At 63.3% G+C, this 17,828-nt stretch carries 20 protein-coding genes; 11 read left to right on the forward strand and 9 right to left on the reverse strand.

The window, feature by feature from the left end; genetic code table 11:
- Window positions 1–57: 57 nt before the first annotated feature.
- The gene (locus AB0O52_RS22380; RefSeq protein ID WP_364542572.1) at window positions 58–783 is read left to right on the forward strand and encodes a dienelactone hydrolase family protein; all 726 of its coding nucleotides are present in this window, start codon (window positions 58–60) and stop codon (window positions 781–783) included.
- 107 nt (window positions 784–890) lie between these two features.
- Here the strand turns inward: AB0O52_RS22380 and AB0O52_RS22385 are convergent, their stop codons facing one another.
- Complete coding sequence (locus AB0O52_RS22385) at window positions 891–2,369, reverse strand: amino acid permease (protein WP_364542574.1); 1,479 nt, start codon at window positions 2,367–2,369, stop codon at window positions 891–893.
- Window positions 2,370–2,570: 201 nt separating this feature from the next.
- On the opposite strand from AB0O52_RS22385, the gene AB0O52_RS22390 reads away from it, so the two are divergent.
- From AB0O52_RS22390 to AB0O52_RS22410, 5 genes are all read left to right on the forward strand, one after another.
- A complete protein-coding gene (locus AB0O52_RS22390; RefSeq protein WP_364542577.1) occupies window positions 2,571–3,299 on the forward strand; it encodes a lysostaphin resistance A-like protein in 729 nt (242 codons plus the stop codon).
- Window positions 3,300–3,435: 136 nt separating this feature from the next.
- Window positions 3,436–3,873: a VOC family protein gene (locus tag AB0O52_RS22395; protein ID WP_364542580.1), complete on the forward strand. Its 438-nt coding sequence runs from the start codon at window positions 3,436–3,438 to the stop codon at window positions 3,871–3,873.
- 21 nt (window positions 3,874–3,894) lie between these two features.
- Window positions 3,895–4,863, forward strand: coding sequence for a 1,4-dihydroxy-2-naphthoyl-CoA synthase (locus tag AB0O52_RS22400; protein WP_364542583.1), 969 nt, complete (start codon window positions 3,895–3,897; stop codon window positions 4,861–4,863).
- Between the two features lie 9 nt (window positions 4,864–4,872).
- The gene (locus tag AB0O52_RS22405) at window positions 4,873–6,006 is read left to right on the forward strand and encodes an AMP-binding protein (RefSeq protein WP_364542586.1); all 1,134 of its coding nucleotides are present in this window, start codon (window positions 4,873–4,875) and stop codon (window positions 6,004–6,006) included.
- Window positions 6,007–6,066: 60 nt separating this feature from the next.
- Window positions 6,067–6,948 carry a 1,4-dihydroxy-2-naphthoate polyprenyltransferase gene (locus AB0O52_RS22410; protein WP_364542589.1) on the forward strand — a complete coding sequence of 294 codons (882 nt, stop codon included), beginning with the start codon at window positions 6,067–6,069 and terminating at the stop codon, window positions 6,946–6,948.
- A gap of 157 nt (window positions 6,949–7,105) precedes the next feature.
- On the opposite strand, the gene AB0O52_RS22415 is transcribed toward AB0O52_RS22410, so the two are convergent.
- A complete protein-coding gene (locus AB0O52_RS22415; RefSeq protein WP_364542592.1) occupies window positions 7,106–7,414 on the reverse strand; it encodes a DUF4229 domain-containing protein in 309 nt (102 codons plus the stop codon).
- 81 nt (window positions 7,415–7,495) lie between these two features.
- Here AB0O52_RS22415 and AB0O52_RS22420 point away from each other — a divergent pair, with 81 nt between their 5' ends.
- Window positions 7,496–7,873, forward strand: coding sequence for a PLD nuclease N-terminal domain-containing protein (locus AB0O52_RS22420; RefSeq protein WP_364542595.1), 378 nt, complete (start codon window positions 7,496–7,498; stop codon window positions 7,871–7,873).
- A gap of 124 nt (window positions 7,874–7,997) precedes the next feature.
- On the opposite strand, the gene ccsB is transcribed toward AB0O52_RS22420, so the two are convergent.
- The 5 genes from ccsB to AB0O52_RS22445 all read right to left on the reverse strand — a co-directional run bounded on the left by ccsB (window position 7,998) and on the right by AB0O52_RS22445 (window position 12,916).
- Window positions 7,998–9,062, reverse strand: a complete 1,065-nt coding sequence (gene ccsB, locus AB0O52_RS22425) for a c-type cytochrome biogenesis protein CcsB (RefSeq protein ID WP_364542598.1) — start codon at window positions 9,060–9,062, stop codon at window positions 7,998–8,000.
- The gene (locus AB0O52_RS22430; protein WP_364542600.1) at window positions 9,062–10,831 is read right to left on the reverse strand and encodes a cytochrome c biogenesis protein ResB; all 1,770 of its coding nucleotides are present in this window, start codon (window positions 10,829–10,831) and stop codon (window positions 9,062–9,064) included. The genes ccsB and AB0O52_RS22430 overlap by 1 nt, the downstream gene beginning before the upstream one ends.
- Window positions 10,831–11,586 (reverse strand): cytochrome c biogenesis protein CcdA, encoded by a 756-nt coding sequence (locus AB0O52_RS22435; RefSeq protein WP_234748778.1) that lies wholly within the window; start codon window positions 11,584–11,586, stop codon window positions 10,831–10,833. The genes AB0O52_RS22430 and AB0O52_RS22435 overlap by 1 nt, the downstream gene beginning before the upstream one ends.
- Before the next feature lie 14 nt (window positions 11,587–11,600).
- A complete protein-coding gene (locus tag AB0O52_RS22440; protein WP_364542623.1) occupies window positions 11,601–12,140 on the reverse strand; it encodes a TlpA disulfide reductase family protein in 540 nt (179 codons plus the stop codon).
- A 113-nt stretch (window positions 12,141–12,253) separates the two neighbouring features.
- Window positions 12,254–12,916, reverse strand: a complete 663-nt coding sequence (locus tag AB0O52_RS22445) for a histidine phosphatase family protein (protein WP_364542603.1) — start codon at window positions 12,914–12,916, stop codon at window positions 12,254–12,256.
- A gap of 203 nt (window positions 12,917–13,119) precedes the next feature.
- Here AB0O52_RS22445 and AB0O52_RS22450 point away from each other — a divergent pair, with 203 nt between their 5' ends.
- The 3 genes from AB0O52_RS22450 (at window position 13,120) to AB0O52_RS22460 (ending at window position 15,532) form a co-directional block, all read left to right on the forward strand.
- Window positions 13,120–13,668 carry a YceI family protein gene (locus AB0O52_RS22450; RefSeq protein WP_364542606.1) on the forward strand — a complete coding sequence of 183 codons (549 nt, stop codon included), beginning with the start codon at window positions 13,120–13,122 and terminating at the stop codon, window positions 13,666–13,668.
- 184 nt (window positions 13,669–13,852) lie between these two features.
- On the forward strand, window positions 13,853–14,515 hold the full coding sequence (locus tag AB0O52_RS22455; RefSeq protein WP_364542609.1) for a hypothetical protein: 663 nt from the start codon (window positions 13,853–13,855) through the stop codon (window positions 14,513–14,515).
- A 234-nt stretch (window positions 14,516–14,749) separates the two neighbouring features.
- A complete protein-coding gene (locus AB0O52_RS22460; protein ID WP_364542612.1) occupies window positions 14,750–15,532 on the forward strand; it encodes a hypothetical protein in 783 nt (260 codons plus the stop codon).
- A gap of 93 nt (window positions 15,533–15,625) precedes the next feature.
- Here AB0O52_RS22460 and AB0O52_RS22465 read toward each other — a convergent pair whose 3' ends face one another.
- Both AB0O52_RS22465 and AB0O52_RS22470 read right to left on the reverse strand, forming a co-directional pair.
- A complete protein-coding gene (locus tag AB0O52_RS22465) occupies window positions 15,626–16,321 on the reverse strand; it encodes a redox-sensing transcriptional repressor Rex (protein WP_364542615.1) in 696 nt (231 codons plus the stop codon).
- Between the two features lie 63 nt (window positions 16,322–16,384).
- Window positions 16,385–16,639, reverse strand: a complete 255-nt coding sequence (locus AB0O52_RS22470) for a glutaredoxin family protein (protein ID WP_364542617.1) — start codon at window positions 16,637–16,639, stop codon at window positions 16,385–16,387.
- A 77-nt stretch (window positions 16,640–16,716) separates the two neighbouring features.
- Here AB0O52_RS22470 and AB0O52_RS22475 point away from each other — a divergent pair, with 77 nt between their 5' ends.
- Window positions 16,717–17,535, forward strand: a complete 819-nt coding sequence (locus AB0O52_RS22475) for an HAD-IB family hydrolase (protein ID WP_364542620.1) — start codon at window positions 16,717–16,719, stop codon at window positions 17,533–17,535.
- Window positions 17,536–17,828 lie beyond the last annotated feature (293 nt).

Raw genomic sequence — 17,828 nt, forward strand, 5'->3', positions numbered from 1 at the left:
GCGACCGCAGACAAAAACAGCCGACAAGACACTTGCGCGGTCTGGCAGGATTGCACCATGGTGCACATCGATTTGAGCACGGAAAGCGCGGCGGCCGGAGGCTCGCGGACCCTGCAGGGTTACCTTGCCGAGCCGGACGGCGAGGGGCCGTTTCCCGGCGTCGTACTGATCCATGAAGCGTTTGGGCTCGACGACATGATGCGCCGGCACGCAGACCGGCTCGCCGCGGCGGGCTACCTGACTCTCGCCGTCGACCTTTACAGCGACGGCGGCGCGAGGCGCTGCCTCGTGGCGACCATGCGTTCCCTTGGGTCGGGCACGGGCCGGGCATTCACGGATGTTTCCACGGCACGCTCCTGGCTCCGCAGCGATGCCCGGTGCACAGGAAAGGTGGGGGTCATCGGATTCTGCATGGGCGGCGCCTTCGCCCTGCTCGCGGCCCACGACGACTTCGACGCGGCCTCCGTGAACTATGGCCAGTTGCCCCGGCACCTGGAGCAGGCTTTGCAGGGTGCTTGCCCGGTGGTAGCCAACTACGGAGGCAAGGACCGGACGATGCCGGGAGCGGCCGCGAAGCTGGAGGCTGCATTGACGAACCTCGGGATCGAGCACGACGTCAAGGAATTCCCGACGGCGGGCCACGCCTTCATGAACGACGTTCCGGTCGGGCCCCGGCCACTGCGGCCGTTGATGCGGGTGATGGGCATCAAGCCCGATCCGGCCGCGGCCCCGGAAGCGTGGAAGCGGATCGAGGGCCACTTCGCGAAGTACCTGAGGGACTGAGCCGGTTAAATCGATTGCTCCGTAAGTGCCGTTCTGAGCGCTCAAAATGGCACTTACGGAGCAATCGATGGTGGGGACACGAGGCGAGGGTGGGGAGCCGGTGGGGACTAGCTGAACAGCTCGCTCTTCGGTTCGTTGTTCTTGACCTTCTGCCAGCCCAGCCACAGCACCAAGGCGAAGAACGGGATGGTGGCCAGGGTCCAGAGGCCCAGGAGGAACACCTCGCCCGTGGCCTTGTCGGTCATGGTGTCCATGCCGATCAGAATGGTGATGGCCAACAGGGCGATCAGGCCAACCCAGCTGGTCCACGGCGAACCCGGCATCGGGAGGCTGGAAACGTTGCCCTTCTTCTTGCGCAGGGCGATCTGGCTCGCGAAAATCGAGCCCCACGTGAAGATGACGCCGATCGAGGCCGTGTTCAGGGCGAGGTCGAAGGCGTGCGAACCGCCCAACCAGATGTTGAGCAGGATGCCCACGAGGTACACGGCCCCGATTGCCAGGATGGCCGCATACGGCACGTGGCGTGTGGACATCTTGGTCAGCCACTTGGGGGCATGTCCATTGTTGGCCATGGTGCGGAAGATGCGGCCGATCGAGTACAGGCCCGAGTTGCATGAGGACAGCGCTGCGGTGATGACGATCATGTTCATGACGTCGCCCATCCACGGCAAGCCCATCTGGCCGAAGACCGTGACGAACGGGGAGGTTCCGGCGTGGTACTGGTCCGACGGCAGGAGCATCGCCAGCAGCGTGACGGAACCGACGTAGAAGACCACGATGCGGATCACGACGGCGCGGATCGCCTTGGGCACTTCGCGTTCTGGGTTCTGCATCTCGCCGGCGGTAATGCCGACCAGTTCGATGGCGTTGTAAGCGAAGATCACGGCGTTCAGGACCAGGATCATCACCAGGCCGCCCTTGGGGAACATGCCGCCGTCGGCAGCGAAGAGGTTCCCCACGGATGCGTGACCAGTGCCCACCTGCGCGTTCGTGACCACCATGAAGGTGCCCACGGCAAGGAAGATCAGGATCGCGGCGACCTTGAGGCAGGAAGCCCAGAACTCGAACTCCCCGAAGGCCTTGACGCTGAACAGGTTCACAGCCACCAGCAGCACCAGTGCGGCGATGGCGGACAGTTCAACGGGAACGTTCGGGAAGAAGAACTGGAAGTACAGGCCGATGGCAATGAGTTCGGCGATGCCCGTCATGGCCCAGTTGATGAAGTACATCCAACCGGAGAGGAAGGCACCCTTTTTGCCGAACATTTCACCGGCGTAGCTGACAAAGGAGCCGGAGGTCTGGCGGTACATGATCAGTTCGCCGAGGGCCCGCATGAGCAAGTAGGCGATGACGCCGGCGATGGCGTAGGAGAAAATGAGCGCCGGGCCGGTGGAAGCCAGGCGGCCGCCCGCGCCCATGAAGAGGCCGACGCCGATCGCGCCGCCCATCGCGATCATGGTGACGTGGCGCCGGCTCAGGGTCTTCTGGTAGCCCTCGGCACTGAGGTTTTCGGAAGTTGTAGCGGTACTGGGCGCAGCCGGGGTTCCCGGCTCACGCTGAAGGTCGGTTGCGGTTTTTTGAGGCACAGCTGTTCCTTGTGGGTTGAGGAGATACCGGCCCTGGCTTCACGCGCATCGGCACAAGCAATTCGAGCTTTCGCCCTTTTGGCGAGTCGAATCAATAGCGAAAACACGGAAGCGTCGAAGGTAAATCCGGCAAAGCCATCCTACCCGGTGATTTCGGCGGACCGTGACGCGGGCAACAAACCGGGGCGTTACGCTGGACCTATGGGCACCATTCCGCCAGCCGGCAGGCTATACCGATTCACGGGCTTGGACGCTGCGGCTTTCGGACTCTATGTGTCATTGGCGACCGTTCTGAGCCTCGCCACCGCACCGGTGACCACTTTCGTGCAGCACATCTTCCCCGACCCGGCCACCGCCGTCTTCGCGATCAACCTCGCTTTCTACGCTTCGGTGGGCCTGTTCGCGGCTGCGGCTGCGTGGCGCGTCATAGCCCGCGACCTCCTGATCCTGGCCACTCGTCCGTGGTTCACACTTGCCATGATCCCGCTGTCCATCGTGGCGATGCTGGTGATCACCGCCATCCTGGTGACCGTTACCGGCGCAGCCAAGGAATCGCAGAACCAACTGGGCTTGCAGTCCTTGGTCCTGCAACTGCCGGCTTGGTTCGTGGTGCCGTTGCTGGTGGTGCTGGGTCCCTTCGTGGAGGAATACCTCTTCCGGCACCTGCTGATCGGTAAGCTGTCCCGCCGCGTCAATATTTGGCTCTGTTGCGCCCTGTCCGTGCTTTGCTTCGCGGCCATCCACGTGGTGGGACGGGAGGGCCTGGTGGTGCCCGCGTTGGCCCCGTACCTCGGAATGGGCGTGGTCCTGGTGGCCGTGTACGTCTGGACAGGCAAGAACGTGATGTTCTCCTACTTCGTTCATGCCGCCAAGAACCTGTTGGCCGTCGCGCTGATCTACGCGATTCCGCCGCAACTCCTGGGCGGCTAGCCAACCCAACTAGCTCGCAGTAGATGTCGTTTTCAGGCCGCTAAACGACAACAAATGCGAGCTAGTTGGGAAACCCGGACCGGAACTGTCCGCCAGGCACTTCCCGGGCCACGCGCCGTCGTCGTAGGTTCAGTCCATGGCACTGAACTTTCAGGTAGTGATCGACTGCAAGAATCCGCACGTCCTGGCCGATTGGTGGGCCGAGACGCTCGACTGGATCGTGGAGCCGCAGGACGAGGCGTTCATCCGGTCCATGATCGACCAAGGCTTCGCCACCGAGGACCAGACCACTACCCACAACGGCAAGCTGGTCTGGAAGGACGGCGCGGCGATTGGCCCGGCGGAAGACCACGACAAGGACACCCGCCGCCGCTTCCTGTTCCAGACCGTTCCGGAGGACAAGACCGTCAAGAACCGCGTCCACTGGGACGTTCGCCTCAACGGACAGGACAAGGACGAAGTGCGCGCCACACTGGAAGCACGGGGTGCGAAATACCTCTGGACAGCCAAACAAGGGCCGCACGAATGGCACACCATGGCGGATCCGGAAGGCAACGAGTTCTGCATCAGCTGAGGGGATTACTAGACTCTGAGGGTGAGCAACGACTTCCCCGCCAAGGTATCCGACGTCTTCGACCCGTCGCGCTGGCGCACAGTGTCCGGTTTCGACGATTTCCAGGACATGACGTACCACCGGCAGGTCGAGCGCGACGCCGACGGGAACATGGCAAGGGACCTTCCCACGGTCCGGATCGCCTTCAACCGCCCGGAGGTCCGCAACGCCTTCCGCCCGGGCACCGTTGACGAGCTCTACCGCGCCATGGACCACGCCCGGATGACTCCGGATGTGGCCACAGTGCTCCTCACCGGAAACGGCCCCTCCCCCAAGGACGGCGGCCATTCCTTCTGTTCCGGCGGGGACCAGCGGATCCGCGGCCGCGACGGCTACCGGTACGTAGTACAGAACACAGCCGACGGGGAAACCAAGGAGAGCATCGATCCCGCCCGCGCCGGCCGCCTGCACATCCTGGAAGTCCAGCGCCTCATGCGGACCATGCCCAAAGTGGTCATCGCCGTCGTCAACGGGTGGGCCGCCGGCGGCGGACACTCGCTTCACGTCGTCTCGGACCTCACCATCGCCTCCCGCGAGCACGGCAAGTTCAAGCAGACCGACGCCACGGTAGGAAGTTTCGACGCCGGTTACGGCTCGGCGCTGCTCGCCCGCCAGATCGGGCAGAAAGCCGCCCGCGAGATCTTCTTCCTGGCACGTGAGTATTCCGCCGACGATATGGTGCGCATGGGTGCCGTCAACGAAGCGGTAGACCATGAGCGCCTTGAGGAGGTTGCCCTGGAGTACGCCGCGGACATCGCGCGCCAATCCCCGCAGGCCATCCGCATGCTCAAGTTCGCCTTCAACCTCGCCGACGACGGCCTGGCCGGCCAGCAGGTCTTCGCCGGGGAGGCCACGCGCCTGGCCTATATGACGGACGAAGCCGTCGAGGGCAAGGAAGCCTTTCTCGAGAAGCGCGATCCGGACTGGTCCAACTTCCCGTACTACTTCTAGGACTCGCCCGTGAACATCGATCCCGTTCTCAAAGCCCTGGCTGCCGCCCTCCACGACGAGGGACCCGCCGTCGAAATCATCATCCTGGAAGACGGCACGCCTGCGGCGGTCCCCGTTGAGACACCGGGCTTCGAGGACGCCGCGCTTGTGGTCCGCACTTCGGGTTCCACCGGAACGCCCAAGGCCACGGTGCTCACGGTCGATGAGCTCGCTGCTTCTTCCATGGCCACCGCCATCGCGCTCCGGGGCGAGGGCCAATGGCTCCTGGCTCTGCCGCTGCAATACGTCGCCGGGGTCCAGGTGCTGGTCCGCTCGCTCTTCGCGGGCACGCGTCCGTGGGTCATGGACCTTTCGAACGGCTTCACTGCGGAGGCTTTCACCGCCGCCGCCGAAGAGCTGACGGACACCATCCGGTTCACCTCCTTGGTGCCGACGCAGCTGCAGCGGCTCCTGGACTCGCCCTCGCCGCGGACCCTTGCGGCGCTTCGCCGCTTCAACGCCATCCTCCTGGGCGGTGCGCCCGCGCCCGCCGCACTGCTGGACGCCGCCAGGGAGGCCGGACTGAAGGTGGTGACCACCTATGGCTCGGCCGAGACGTGCGGCGGTTGCGTGTACGACGGAAGCCCGCTTGACGGCGTCAGGGTCATGCTCGACGACGACGGCCAGGTCCTCCTGGGCGGTGACACCGTTGCTTCCGGTTACCTCGACGCGCCCCAGGCAACTGCCGAAGCGTTTTTCGAGGAGGACGGCACCCGCTGGTACCGCACCAACGATCTCGGCGAACTCGCCCCCGACGGCACGCTCACCGTGCTGGGCCGCGCCGACGACGTCATCATCACCGGCGGCGTCAAAGCCTCCGCCGCGTTCATTCAGGCGGAGCTTGAAAAGTTCGACGGCGTCACGGCGGCTTTCGTGGCCGGGGTGCCTTCCCGTGAGTGGGGCCAGGCGGTGGCCGCCTATGTTGCCATCGAGGACAGCTCCCCGGAAAGCATCGCGGACTACAAGGCCCACTGCCAGGAATCGCTAGGGAACCTCGCTCCGAAAACGGTGCTCACGACGGATGGTCTCATCATGCTTCCCAACGGCAAACCGGACCGGCTGGCGATGATCGAGCTTCTCACCGAGGTGCATCAGGGAGAATAGACACGTCCTCCCTGACCGTTATTGGCCTTCCCCAACGCGAAACAACACGAGGTACTGAACGTGGCAACAGCTGCACAATGGATTCAAGGCGCCCGCCTGCGCACCCTGCCGGCAGCAATCGCGCCGGTGCTGATCGGCACAGCGGCTGCTTACGAGCTGCAATCTTTCCGGCTCCTGAATGCCATCCTCGCTGCCCTGGTGGCGCTGCTGCTGCAGATCGGCGTCAACTACGCCAACGACTACTCGGACGGCATCCGCGGCACCGATGAGGACCGCGTGGGTCCGCTCCGGCTGGTCGGTTCCGGCGCGGCACGCCCGGACCACGTCAAGTGGGCTGCTTTCGGCGCCTTCGGCTTGGCCATGATTTTCGGACTGGTCCTGGTGATCATTACGCAGAGCTGGTGGCTGATCCTCGTGGGCCTCGGCTGCGTCCTCGCTGCCTGGGGGTACACCGGCGGCAAGAACCCGTACGGCTACCTGGGCCTTGGCGACCTGTTCGTGTTTGTCTTCTTCGGCCTGGTGGCAACGCTGGGCACCACCTACACGCAAGCCGGACAAGTGAGCCTTCCGGCGGTCATCGGCGCCATTGGCACGGGATTGATCGCCTGCGCCCTGCTGATGGCCAACAATGTGCGGGACATCCCGACGGACATAGTGGCAGGCAAGCGGACACTGGCCGTGCGGCTGGGCGACCGGCACGCCCGCGAGAGCTACGTCCTGATGCTGGCAGTCGCGATCCTGTTGGTGGTGGTCCTCGCGCCCACCAAGCCCTGGATGCTGATAGTGCTGCTGCTGATCCCCGCTTGCCTCATGCCGGCGTGGCTTATGGTCAACGGCCGGAAGCGCAAGAGCCTCATCCCGGTGCTCAAGCAGACCGGGATGATCAACCTTGGCTATAGCGTGCTGTTCTCCCTGGGCCTCATCCTGAGCCACGGCTTCTAACGCCCGCTCACATGATGTGAGCGAGGGTTCGCCGAAAACCCCTCATAAGTGAGCGAGCGTCCTCCCCCCGGACGCCCGCTCATATATAGCCCGGTTTCCCCCGACGCCCGCTCACATATAGCCCGGTTTCCCCCGACGCCCGCTCGGCTTTGAGCTTCTAGGATTTCTTGGGGCGTCGGTCGTTCTCGACCTTTACCACCGGGTTCTCATCGACCAGCCGGTCCTCGATCGAGGCATCTTCAATCTCCAACGCGGAGCGGATGGGCTTGGCCCGCCCGGTGAAACGTTCGCGCATGGCGGCGGTGGCGGCGTCGCGCTGCTTCTGGAAGAACAGGTAGCTGATGGCGAACGCGATGAGGCCCGCGAAAATCGCTGCCAGAAGCAAACCCGTCCGCAGGAGGGCGAAGAGGACGAAGAGCGGTACAAAGATCGCAAGCCGGATCAGGGAGTATTTGAGGAAAGCCACGGATCAAGTTTAGCCTCACAGCCTGATTGCACCCTGATCGCACAGCTATCGTTGGACGCGGCGGCGACTAGACTTGACGGTATGCTCCGCGTTGTTGCAGTAGTCGCCGTCCTTCTCGTGTTCGTCTATGGGCTGGTGGACGTCATCCGCACCGACCGCCGATCTACCCGGGGAATTTCCAAAACCTCGTGGATTATCGTCATGATCCTGCTGCCGGTTCTCGGCGCGGTCCTCTGGTTCCTCATCGGCCGTCCTTACAACTTCCGGCCCACCGCGCAGCCCACGAGCCACCCCACCGCCCCCGACGACGACCCCGACTTTCTCCGCAACCTCGAGGTGCGCCGTCGCAACCAGGCCGAAGCCGAACGGCTGAAGAAACTCAAGGCCGAACTCGAAGCCAAGGAACGCAAGCTCAAGGGCGAATCCAAGGCCGACGACAGCGGCGACGTCAACAACTGACGTTCCCTTCCTGACCTTCTTTAAACCAAGAACGACGGCGACACGCCCGCAAGTGCGGAGTGTCGCCGTCGTCGTTAATTCAAAAAGGGTCAGGACGGGCAAGGCGCCACTTCGGAGGGAAGCCCTACTGCGGGAGTCCCGAGTAAGAGTGCAGGCCGTTGAAGAACACGTTGACCACGGTGAAGTTGAAGATCACGCACAGGTATCCCGCAATCGACAACCAGGCCGCGCGGGTTCCCGTCCACCCGCGGGTGGCGCGGGCATGCAGGTATCCGGCGTAAACCACCCAGATCACGAAGGTCCAGACTTCCTTGGTGTCCCAGCCCCAGAAGCGGCCCCAGGCTTTCTCGGCCCAGATCGCGCCGAACATGAGGGTGAAGGTCCAGCCGACGAATCCCACGGTGTTGATGCGGTAGGACAGGTTCTCCAGGCTCAACGCGTTCGGGACGAGCCGCATGAAGCCCAGTTTGTCCACGCCGCCCGCCGCCAGGGTTTTCTGCCGGTGCGATTGCAGCAACTGCAGTGCCGACATGGCGAACGTCAAGGTGAACAAGGATGCAGACATCACGGCGATGGAGACGTGGATGACCAGCCAGTAGCTTTGAAGTGCCGGAACCAAGTGGCCTACCGGGGTCCAGTAGGTCACCGATGCTGCCACCATCATGATCACAGCGAGGCCCAGCACGAAGGTGCCCAGGAAGCGCAGGTCGCGGCGGATCAGCGAGAGCAGGAAGACTGCAACCACGAGGAACGCACCGGTGGTCAGGAACTCGTACATGTTGCCCCACGGCACGCGGCCTGCGCCGAACGCTCGGGTGATGACCCCGGCACCATGGACTACCACGCCGATGATCGCCACTGCCACCGCCGCGCGGGCCGGAATGCGGCGCTCGGCGGCGTACTTCATGTCACCGCCGGCCGTCTGGCTGACGGAGGTGATCGCCGACGTCGGGCGCTCAGTGCGGCCGGCAGGTCCCCCGACGTCGTTTCCACCGGCACGGCCGGCGGCGACCGGAACCTTGACCTCGGCTGCCACCGCAGAGGCCGCCTTCAGGTCCACAGCCTTCAGCATTTTGCTGCTCTTGGCGAGGTCCCACGCGAAAGCGACGAACGCCACCGTGTAGGTGCCGGCCGCGAGCAGCATGAAAAGCTCGCTGTATTGGCCCATGGTTTCGTTGATGGGGAACATTACTGGTCCTTCGAGGTTGAGGAAGAAACGGTGTCGGTGGACTGCTCCGTGGTGAGCAGCCATTCTCGTTGCAGCAGTTCGCGGATCGCGGCAGCTTCGCCGGCCAGCCTGTGGTCCTCGCCGCGGGCAAGGAGACCGTACTCCACCATTGTGCGCCCGTCGTCGTGGGTTCCGGTGCGGACCCAGACGCGGCGGCGGTTCAAGTAGAGGGAGAGAATCAGTCCGGCGACCGCCAGCAGGGCGAACACGAGCGCGGTGGCCTGGCCCGGATTGTGGTGGATGTCAACGCCAACGTACTTCTTGACGCCGTCGAAAGTGATGCTGCCCTTGCCATTCGGAAGCTTGTAGGTGCCTCCGGGGGCGAGCGCGATGGCCTTATCGGCCATGCCGCGGCCATTGAGCGGGGTCAGCTTGGCCACGTCGAGCTCGAAGACGTTCTGCGGGGCGCCCTTGTTCAGGCCGAGGTCCCCATAGTACGAGTTGAGGTTCAACTGCGGGTTGATAAGTGAGGGATCGCCGCTGTAGGCGACCCCCTTGTCCGTAACCATCGCCGTGGGCAGGAAGAAGCCTGCGAAGCCGAGCTGATCGGGCTTGGCATCGGGAACCTTGATGACCACCGAGGAGTAGTAGTTGTCACCTTGCAGCTTGGCCACTACAGGTCCCTGCATGGCGACGTTGCCGGCGCCGTCCCGGACGGTGACCACAGGAGCGTAGCCGTTGCCTGTCAGGTAGATGCTGGTATCGCCAAGTGTCACGGGATCGTTGACCTTGAGGACCTGCTTCTTGGCTGGGGCGTCCGGAGTGTCCTTGGTAGTGACGTCGGCGGTGAAGTCGATGGGCTGCCCGAAGTGCGCCGGCGATTCGCGGTCGAACTGGACGTCGAACTTGTTCAGCTGGATGGAATACGGTTGCAGCCAGCTGCTTTGGAAGTTGGTGCCTGGGCTGAATTGGTCGTAGCCCACCAAGGTGTTCACGAAGGTATCGCCTTCCACCAGGATGCGTTGCCCGCTGTAGCCAAACAGCCCGCCGACGGCAACGGAAACCAGCACACCGATCAGCGAAGCGTGGAACACGAGGTTGCCCACTTCCTTGAGGAAGCCGCGCTCGGCACCCAGGGAAGGCATGGCGGCGTCGACGTCGCGCACCTCCACACGGTAGCCGCGCTTCTTCAGTACCGCGGCGGCATCCGAAATAGCCTTCGACGCCGGGATCCCGGCGTCGGCGGGCAGCACAAACGTGCCGTACTCCGGGAGGCGGGAGAGACGCTTAGGGGTACGCGGCGGCTGGGAACGCATTGCCTTGTAGTGGGCGATGGCCCGTGGCGTGACACAACCGATCAGGGAGATGAACAGAAGAATGTAGATCGCCGAGAACCAGACAGAGGAGTACACGTCGTAGAGCTGCAGGGAATCCAGGAGCTTGCCGTAGTCCGGGTGGTCGCTGATGTATTGCGTCACGATCGAAGGGTTCGCCGGTCGCTGCGGGAACAGCGAACCGGGAACCGCGGCGACGGCCAGGAGGAGCAGCAAGAACAGCGCAGTACGCATGCTGGTCAGCTGGGTCCAGGCCCAGCGCAGCATGCCGACGATCCCCAGGACCGGCAGTGCCGCTTCGGCCTTGGCCTTGTCGACCCCCTTGCGGTTCGCGTTGTCAGCTTTGTCGGCTGCGTTGTCAGCTGCGTTGGCAGCTGTGTTGTCAGCTGCGTTGTCAGCTGCTGGTTCGCTGGCGGACTTGTTGGACTTCTTTTTACCTTGCACGGGCTCGCTCATCAGATCGGCAACTTCACATCGGTTTGGAACCAGTACTGGAGCCCGGTCACCCAGGCGCCCCACACTCCCGTGGCCATCAGGATTCCCAGAAGGATCAGGATGCCCCCGCCCATCCGCTGGATCGCGAGGCGATGCTTGCGGAAGAAGGACATCACACCCATCCCCCGGCGGACTGCGAGGGCTATCAACAGGAAGGGAATGCCAAGGCCAAGACTATAGACAAACGCCAGGAGCGCCCCCTTCGCCGCGGACGATCCCCCGGAAAGGCTCAGCAACTGAACGGCGGAATAGGTGGGACCAATACAGGGCGCCCAGCCGAGTCCGAACGTGATGCCCAGCAAAGGGGCACCCCACAGCCCGGCAGGCGGCTTGGCATGGATTTTGGCGTCGCGCTGCAACCACCCGAAGCCGCCCAGGAAGACGACGCCCATGATAATCACCAGCACGCCCAGCAATTGCGTGATCCAGGCGTTCTGCGGGCCGGTAATGAGGGTCCCCAGTTGGCCGAAGGCACCACCGAGCAGGACAAAAATCACGGAGAATCCAAGGACGAACAGGCCGATTCCCGCGAGCATGCGCCCGCGCCTTTGCTTTTGGAGGTCGACGCCGGTCAGCCCGGTCACATAGCCAAGGTAGCCAGGTACCAGGGGCAGGACGCACGGCGACAGGAAGGAGACGAGTCCGGCCAGCAAAGCCACGGGGATGGCCAGCAGCAAGGAACCGCTCAGGATGGTCTCGGCGAAAGGACTATTCACGCTGTCGGGGCCACCTACTCGGCAACCGCGGTGGTGATGAGTGCCTTGAGCGTGCTCTTCTCGATCTCGCCCAGGACGCGGGCGGCAACCCTGCCTTCCTTGTCCAGCACCAGCGTGGTCGGCACCGCACCCGGAGGCACAATGCCGGAGACAGACAGCAGCACGGCACCGTCTTTGTCGTTGAAGCTGGGGTAGGTGAGATTGAACGTCTTGTCGAACGCGTCCGCCGTTGCCTTCTCGTCCCGGAGGTTCACGCCGTAGAACTGGACACCTTTGCTCTTGAACTCCTGGTGCAGTTCCTCAAGAATCGGGGCTTCAACCCGGCACGGCGCACACGCGGCGAACCAGAAGTTGAGGACGGTCACCTTGCCGAGCAGGTCCTGCGGGGTCACCGCAGTTCCGTCGAACAAAGTACCTTTGATCCCGACGGCGGCCTTGCGGTCCGCTTTGGCGAATTCGGTCACCGAGCCGTCTCCGGCGACGTAGTTCTTGTTGTCGCCGGCTTTGGCCTGCTGGGCCAGGGCGTCTTCCTGGGCACAGGCGGACAGGCCCATGGTCAATGCAGAGAGTGCCACTCCCCCGACAGCGAGGAAGCTGCGGCGCGAAGTCAAGGCGGCATTGATCTTCTGGCCGTTGGTCTTGCGGCCGGTGGTGTTGCGTTCCATTGTCATGCTCCGGGGGTCTTCGCGGTACCGGGCAGTAACGCGGCGGCGGGTTCGCTGTACTCCACCCGCGCAACCTTTCCGTCGTCGAACACTAGCGAAGTCAGGGACGTCAGGGTGCACTCGCGCTTGCGCGGATCGTGCCACAGGGGCCGGCCCTCGGCGCTGAGGCGCGTGGCGTAGATGGGGAGCTGGTGGCTGACGAGAATGGCTTCGACGCCATCGCCGCCGAGTTCGATCGCTTTCAGCCGGGCATCCTCGACGGCGGCACGCATGCGGGTGACCTGGTCCTGGTAAGACTCACCCCAGGAAGGACGCAGCGGGTTGCGGTACTCGAACCAGTGCTTGGGCTTGATGAATTCGGCGATGTTGGCCTTGAGCCCCTCGAAGTGGTTCTCCGCTTCGATGATCCGCGGTTCCGTGTGGATCGGGAGGTCCAACGCCTCGGAAATGGGCAGGGCGGTTTCCTGTGCGCGGGTCAATGGTGAGGAGACGAGGTGGACGATGTTCGCCCCCTGCGCGACGCGGGCAGCAAAGTGGTCCGCGAGCATCTTGGCCATCTCGCGGCCGCGTTCGGAGAGGTGGAATTCGGGCAGCCTGCCGTACAGAATGCCGTCGGGATTGTAGACCTCGCCATGGCGGAGCAGATGGACAGTTGCTTGGGGCATGTTTACCAGTTTCTCAAAGAAGGCGGGCGATCCGAAATCTTCTACGTTTCGTAGAACTGAAAGTTTCTTCAGAATGTTCCCTGAAGGTGGAATAAAAGATGCATTTGCATGTTTATACTTGACACAAGGTTCGGTTGACACTTCAACTAAGTGCGGCCGAACGCCCGATGAAGCTACGATCACACCTTCCCAAGGAGAACCCCATGACACTTCCCGCAAACGTCACCACCGGCGTCTGGACCCTCGACAACTCCCACAGCGAGATCGGCTTTACCGTCCGCCACGCAGGCATCAGCAAGGTCCGCGGCCAGTTCACCGAGGCCGAGGCCACCCTTGAACTCGGCAGCGGCCTGACCGACTCCAAGGTCGCCGCAACCATCCAGACCGCCAGCTTCGACTCCGGCGACGCCAACCGCGACGGCCACGTCAAGGGCGAGGACTTCTTCGATGTGGAGAAGTTCCCGGAAATCACATTTGTCTCCCGCCATGTCAAGGCCAACGGCGACGGCTTCGACGTCGTGGGCGATCTGACCATCAAGGGCGTTTCCAAAGAGGTGACCATCGAGACCGAGTTCAACGGCGTGGCGGTCGACCCCTTCGGCAACACCCGCGCAGGCGTCTCGGGTGAGACCACCATCAGCCGCAAGGACTTCGGCCTGACTTGGAACGCAGTACTCGAGGCCGGCGGCGTGCTGGTCAGCGACAAGGTTGCCATCAACCTCGAACTGGCTTTCATCGCACCTGCCGCCTAATCCGCCGGGTTCCCGGACTGAATGGTGCCCCCGGGGCTGCACGCGATTCGGTGCGCAGCCCCGGGGGCACCATTTCTTTGCTTGCGGTATCACCCGCCTATTGTTCGGCGTAAAGCCGATATTTAGCGGCGAATTAGCCAAGAATTTCCTATGAATCCTTAAACCTCAGGTCTAAAGTGATGCCATGAGTAACCCAAACGAAGCTCCTCAGCCTCAACAGCCCGGAGCCCAGCCACCGCAGCCCGGCAATGTCCCTCCTGCGGGTTACCAGACTCCGCAGGGATACCAAGCACCTCCTTCTTACCCGGCCCCTCCCTCCTACCAGCAGCCCGCCCCCGAATACCAGCAGCCGGGGCAACCCGCCTACGGCATGCCAGCGGGCCCGAATACCGCCCCACCCGCAGGGCTCGGCTACGCGGCCCCGGCGCGGAACACTTTTGGACTCGACTTCAACAACATCGCGCAGCGCTTTCGGGACACCACCGGAGTGCCGCAGCAGCTGACCATCTCCTACTGGTTGTGGGTCGCGGCTGCCGCCTTGGGTATTGTTGCCAGCTTCATCAACATCTTCACGCTGCGGGGCCTCTTCGGCGAGATGATGGTAGGCCCCGGCATTGTGGGCCTGATTTTCAGCCTCGTGTTCGCAGCCCTTTACATCTTCATTGCCATTCGGCTCAAAGAGGGCTCCCGCTGGGCGCGACTTGTCCTGACCATCCTGGGCGCCTTTGCGGTGATCTCCCTGCTGGTCCAGGTAGCTACCCTTAACCTCAACTTCATTGGTTCGGCGGTGGCGGTCGCGGCTGCGGTCTTGATGTGGCTTCCGGAGTCCAGGAAGCACTTCGTATAGCAACAACGCAGCACACATAGCTGAAGGCCGCGGCAAGTCCCTGGAGGGCCCCGCGGCCTTCCCTTTGTCTTCGCACTGTTCACGGGAGATCCGCCGAAGCTTGTTTAGCGAGAATTCTTCCCGTGAATCAGCACCAGCACTGCGCCGTCGGGGTACGGTGGAATTAAGCCGAGCTGGGGGCAGGGCACGTTGCACCCGGCAGCCGTATCTGCAGTCGACACGCAAAGGAATGCCATGAGCACCCCTCCCTACCCGCCGTCCACTCCCGGCGAGAATCCGGCCCCTGAGGAGCCGAAATACGGCCAGCAAGCTCCGCAGTATGGGGAGCACGCACCGCAATACGGCCAACAGGCACCGCAGCCGGGTCAGCAGCCGCCTTACGGGCAGCCTTCCGCACCCCAGTACGGGCAGCCTTCCGCACCCCAGTACGGGCAGCAGGCTCCCCAGTACGGCCAGCAGGCACCTCAGCCGCCGCAGTACGGCCAGCCTTCCGTCCCGCAGTACGGCCAGGGCGGACCGGTCACGTGGCCGAGCCAGCAGCCCGCCGCGACATCCGGAGTCCCGCAGCTGGTCAACATCTCCTTCTGGCTCATGCTTGCAGCCGGTTTGCTGACCTTGATCGGCATTCCGTTCACCATCGCTACGCTGAACTCTCCCGCGGGCAAGAGCATGATGGATCAGGCATTGGCGGGGCAGGGAGCCAACGCATCCGGCATAGACACCACCAGCTTCATCAACATTTTGGTGACCGGCCTGGTTATCTTCTCGGTGATCTTTGCCGGGCTCTACGCACTGGTCGCGTTCAACGTCCGCAAGGGGAAGAACTGGGCCCGGATCCTGGGCACGGTCTTTGCCGCAATTTCTTTGCTGGGCCTGACCCAGATCGGCATGGGCACCATCACCATCCTCTTGGGCGTCGCCGCGATCGTGCTGCTGTACTTGCCGGCCTCGGCGCCGTATTTCCGGAAAGCCCAGCCGTTCGCGAACCCCTACGGCCAGGCGCCTTACGGACGCTAAGGACGGCGCCTACGGCCGCTAGGCCGCAAGCAGTACGGCCACAGGGCCAATAGCTGAAAGCAAAACCGACAACGGGCGCAGACCCGGCTTGGCCTAGAGGGCCTGGCGCGGAGTCTGTGCCCGTTGTGCGTGATACGCCAGGATCTGAAGCTCAGTGGCCATGTCCACCTTGCGCAGATTCACATACGGCGGAACCTGCAACAGCACAGGAGCAAAGCTGAGGATGCTGCGGATACCCGCACTGATCACGCGGTCGCAGACGTCCTGTGCCACTGCAGCCGGGAGGGCGAGGACAACCATGTTGGTGCCGGTCCGCTGAAGGACCGTTTCAAGATTGGCGACGTCGCTGACCCGCAGCCAGCCGACTTCGTTCCCGATGACCATGGGATCGGCGTCGAGGATCGCCACCACGTCGAAACCGCGCGATTCGAATCCTCCGTACCGTGCCAAGGCTTTGCCAAGGTTTCCGGCGCCCACAATGGCCACTTTCCAGTCGTGGGTCAGGCCAAGCGCCGCCGCGATGTGCCGGCTCAGGTACTGGACCTCGTATCCCACACCACGCGTTCCGTAGGAGCCGACGTAGGAGAGGTCCTTGCGCAAAGTGGATGAACTGACTCCCGATGCCTCGGCCAATGCCTCGGAGGAAACCCGTTCCACGCCTTCGCCCAGCAGGGAGTTCAGAGCGCGCAGGTAAAGCGTCATCCGGGCCACAGCCGCGGGCGGTATCTGCTTCGCGGCAGAGTCCTTGTCCCCGTGTACGGCTTCGGCGGACGGTTCCAGCGCAGTCACGTTCTTCTCCATTGCGTCGCTTTGTTTTCCCACTCTATTGCCAACAAAGCTCTGCACGCATGTTCAGGCGGTGATGGCCTTCTTCAGGACCCGCACCAATCGCGCCTCATCGATTTTCCAGAAATCCCGCTGGATTCCGTCCACGAACACCACCGGGATCTCCTCGGCGTAGCGCTCGCGCAGTACCGGGTCGTTGTCGATCGACTGTTCAGTCCACGTGAGGCCAAGGCTTGAAGTCACGCGTTCGACGGCGTCACGCGCCGCGGCGCAAAGGTGGCAGTCAGCTTTGGTGAGGAGTACGACGTCGGGATTTGGCATGCTTCAACGGTATCGCTTTAGAGTCGGTACAGCCGTCGCGAACGGCAGTGGGCCGGGCGATTGACTAGACTCGAGGCATGCCCGTCGAGAAGAACGCCGTTGTGGCCACCGCGCCGGCTGCAACGCAGCAACACGGCGAAGCCGCATTCTTCGACGTCGACAACACCCTGATGAAGGGTGCCAGCCTCTTCCACGTCGCCCGGAAGATGTATGAACGCAAGGCCTTCACGCTCTCCCAGGCCGCTGGATTTGCCTGGAAGCAGTTCAAGTTCGTCCTGCGCGGCGAAAAAATGGAGGACGTCCATTCCGTCCGGGATTCCGCGCTGATCCTCGCTGCCGGTATCAAGGTGTCCGATATCAAGGAGTTGGGCGAAGAGGTCTACGACGAGATGATCGAGTCGCGGATCTGGCCCGGTACCAAGGCCCTGGCAGAGCAGCACCTTCGTGTCGGCCGGAAGGTCTGGCTCGTGACCGCCACGCCCATCGAAGTCGCCACCGTCATTTCCACACGGCTAGGCCTGACGGGCGCTTTGGGCACCGTGGGCGAAGTTGAAGACGGCGCCTACACTGGCCGGCTGGTGGGCGAGATCCTCCACGGACCAGCCAAAGCCGTGGCTGTGCAGCGCGTAGCGGACGAAGAAGGCCTGGACCTGAAGCGCTGCTGGGCATACAGCGATTCACATAACGACATCCCGCTGCTCACCTTGGTGGGACACCCGGTGTGCATCAACCCCGACGCCGGGCTTCGCCGCCATGCGCGGGAAAACAACTGGCCCGTTTATGACTTCCGTTCCGGCCGCCGGGCCGCCACGCTCGGCCTCAAAGCCGCGACAGTCGGTGGCGCCGTCTACGGTTTGTGGCGGGGTTTCTCCAAGTTCCGCAGCCCGAGGGTCTGACCCAGGAAACCCTCGCTCACTTATGACCCCCTCACCAGCGACGCCCGCTCACCTATGACCCCCTCACCAGCGACGCCCGCTCACCTATGACCCCCTCACCAGCGACGCCCGCTCACTTATGACGAAAGCCTCGAGATCCATCCCCCGCACTCGAGATGAAGATGGTCCCCCGGCATATGGCACATACCTGAGCGAGCGCGGAAATTGTCAAGCTGTGTGGAGTCACTGGGCTAGTTTTTGGGGTGTTTTGGTCTCGGGCAGGTTGATCCCGACGTATTGTGCGGGGGCCGGTG

The organism is Arthrobacter sp. NPDC080073 (assembly GCF_040686575.1).
GTDB lineage: Bacteria > Actinomycetota > Actinomycetes > Actinomycetales > Micrococcaceae > Arthrobacter.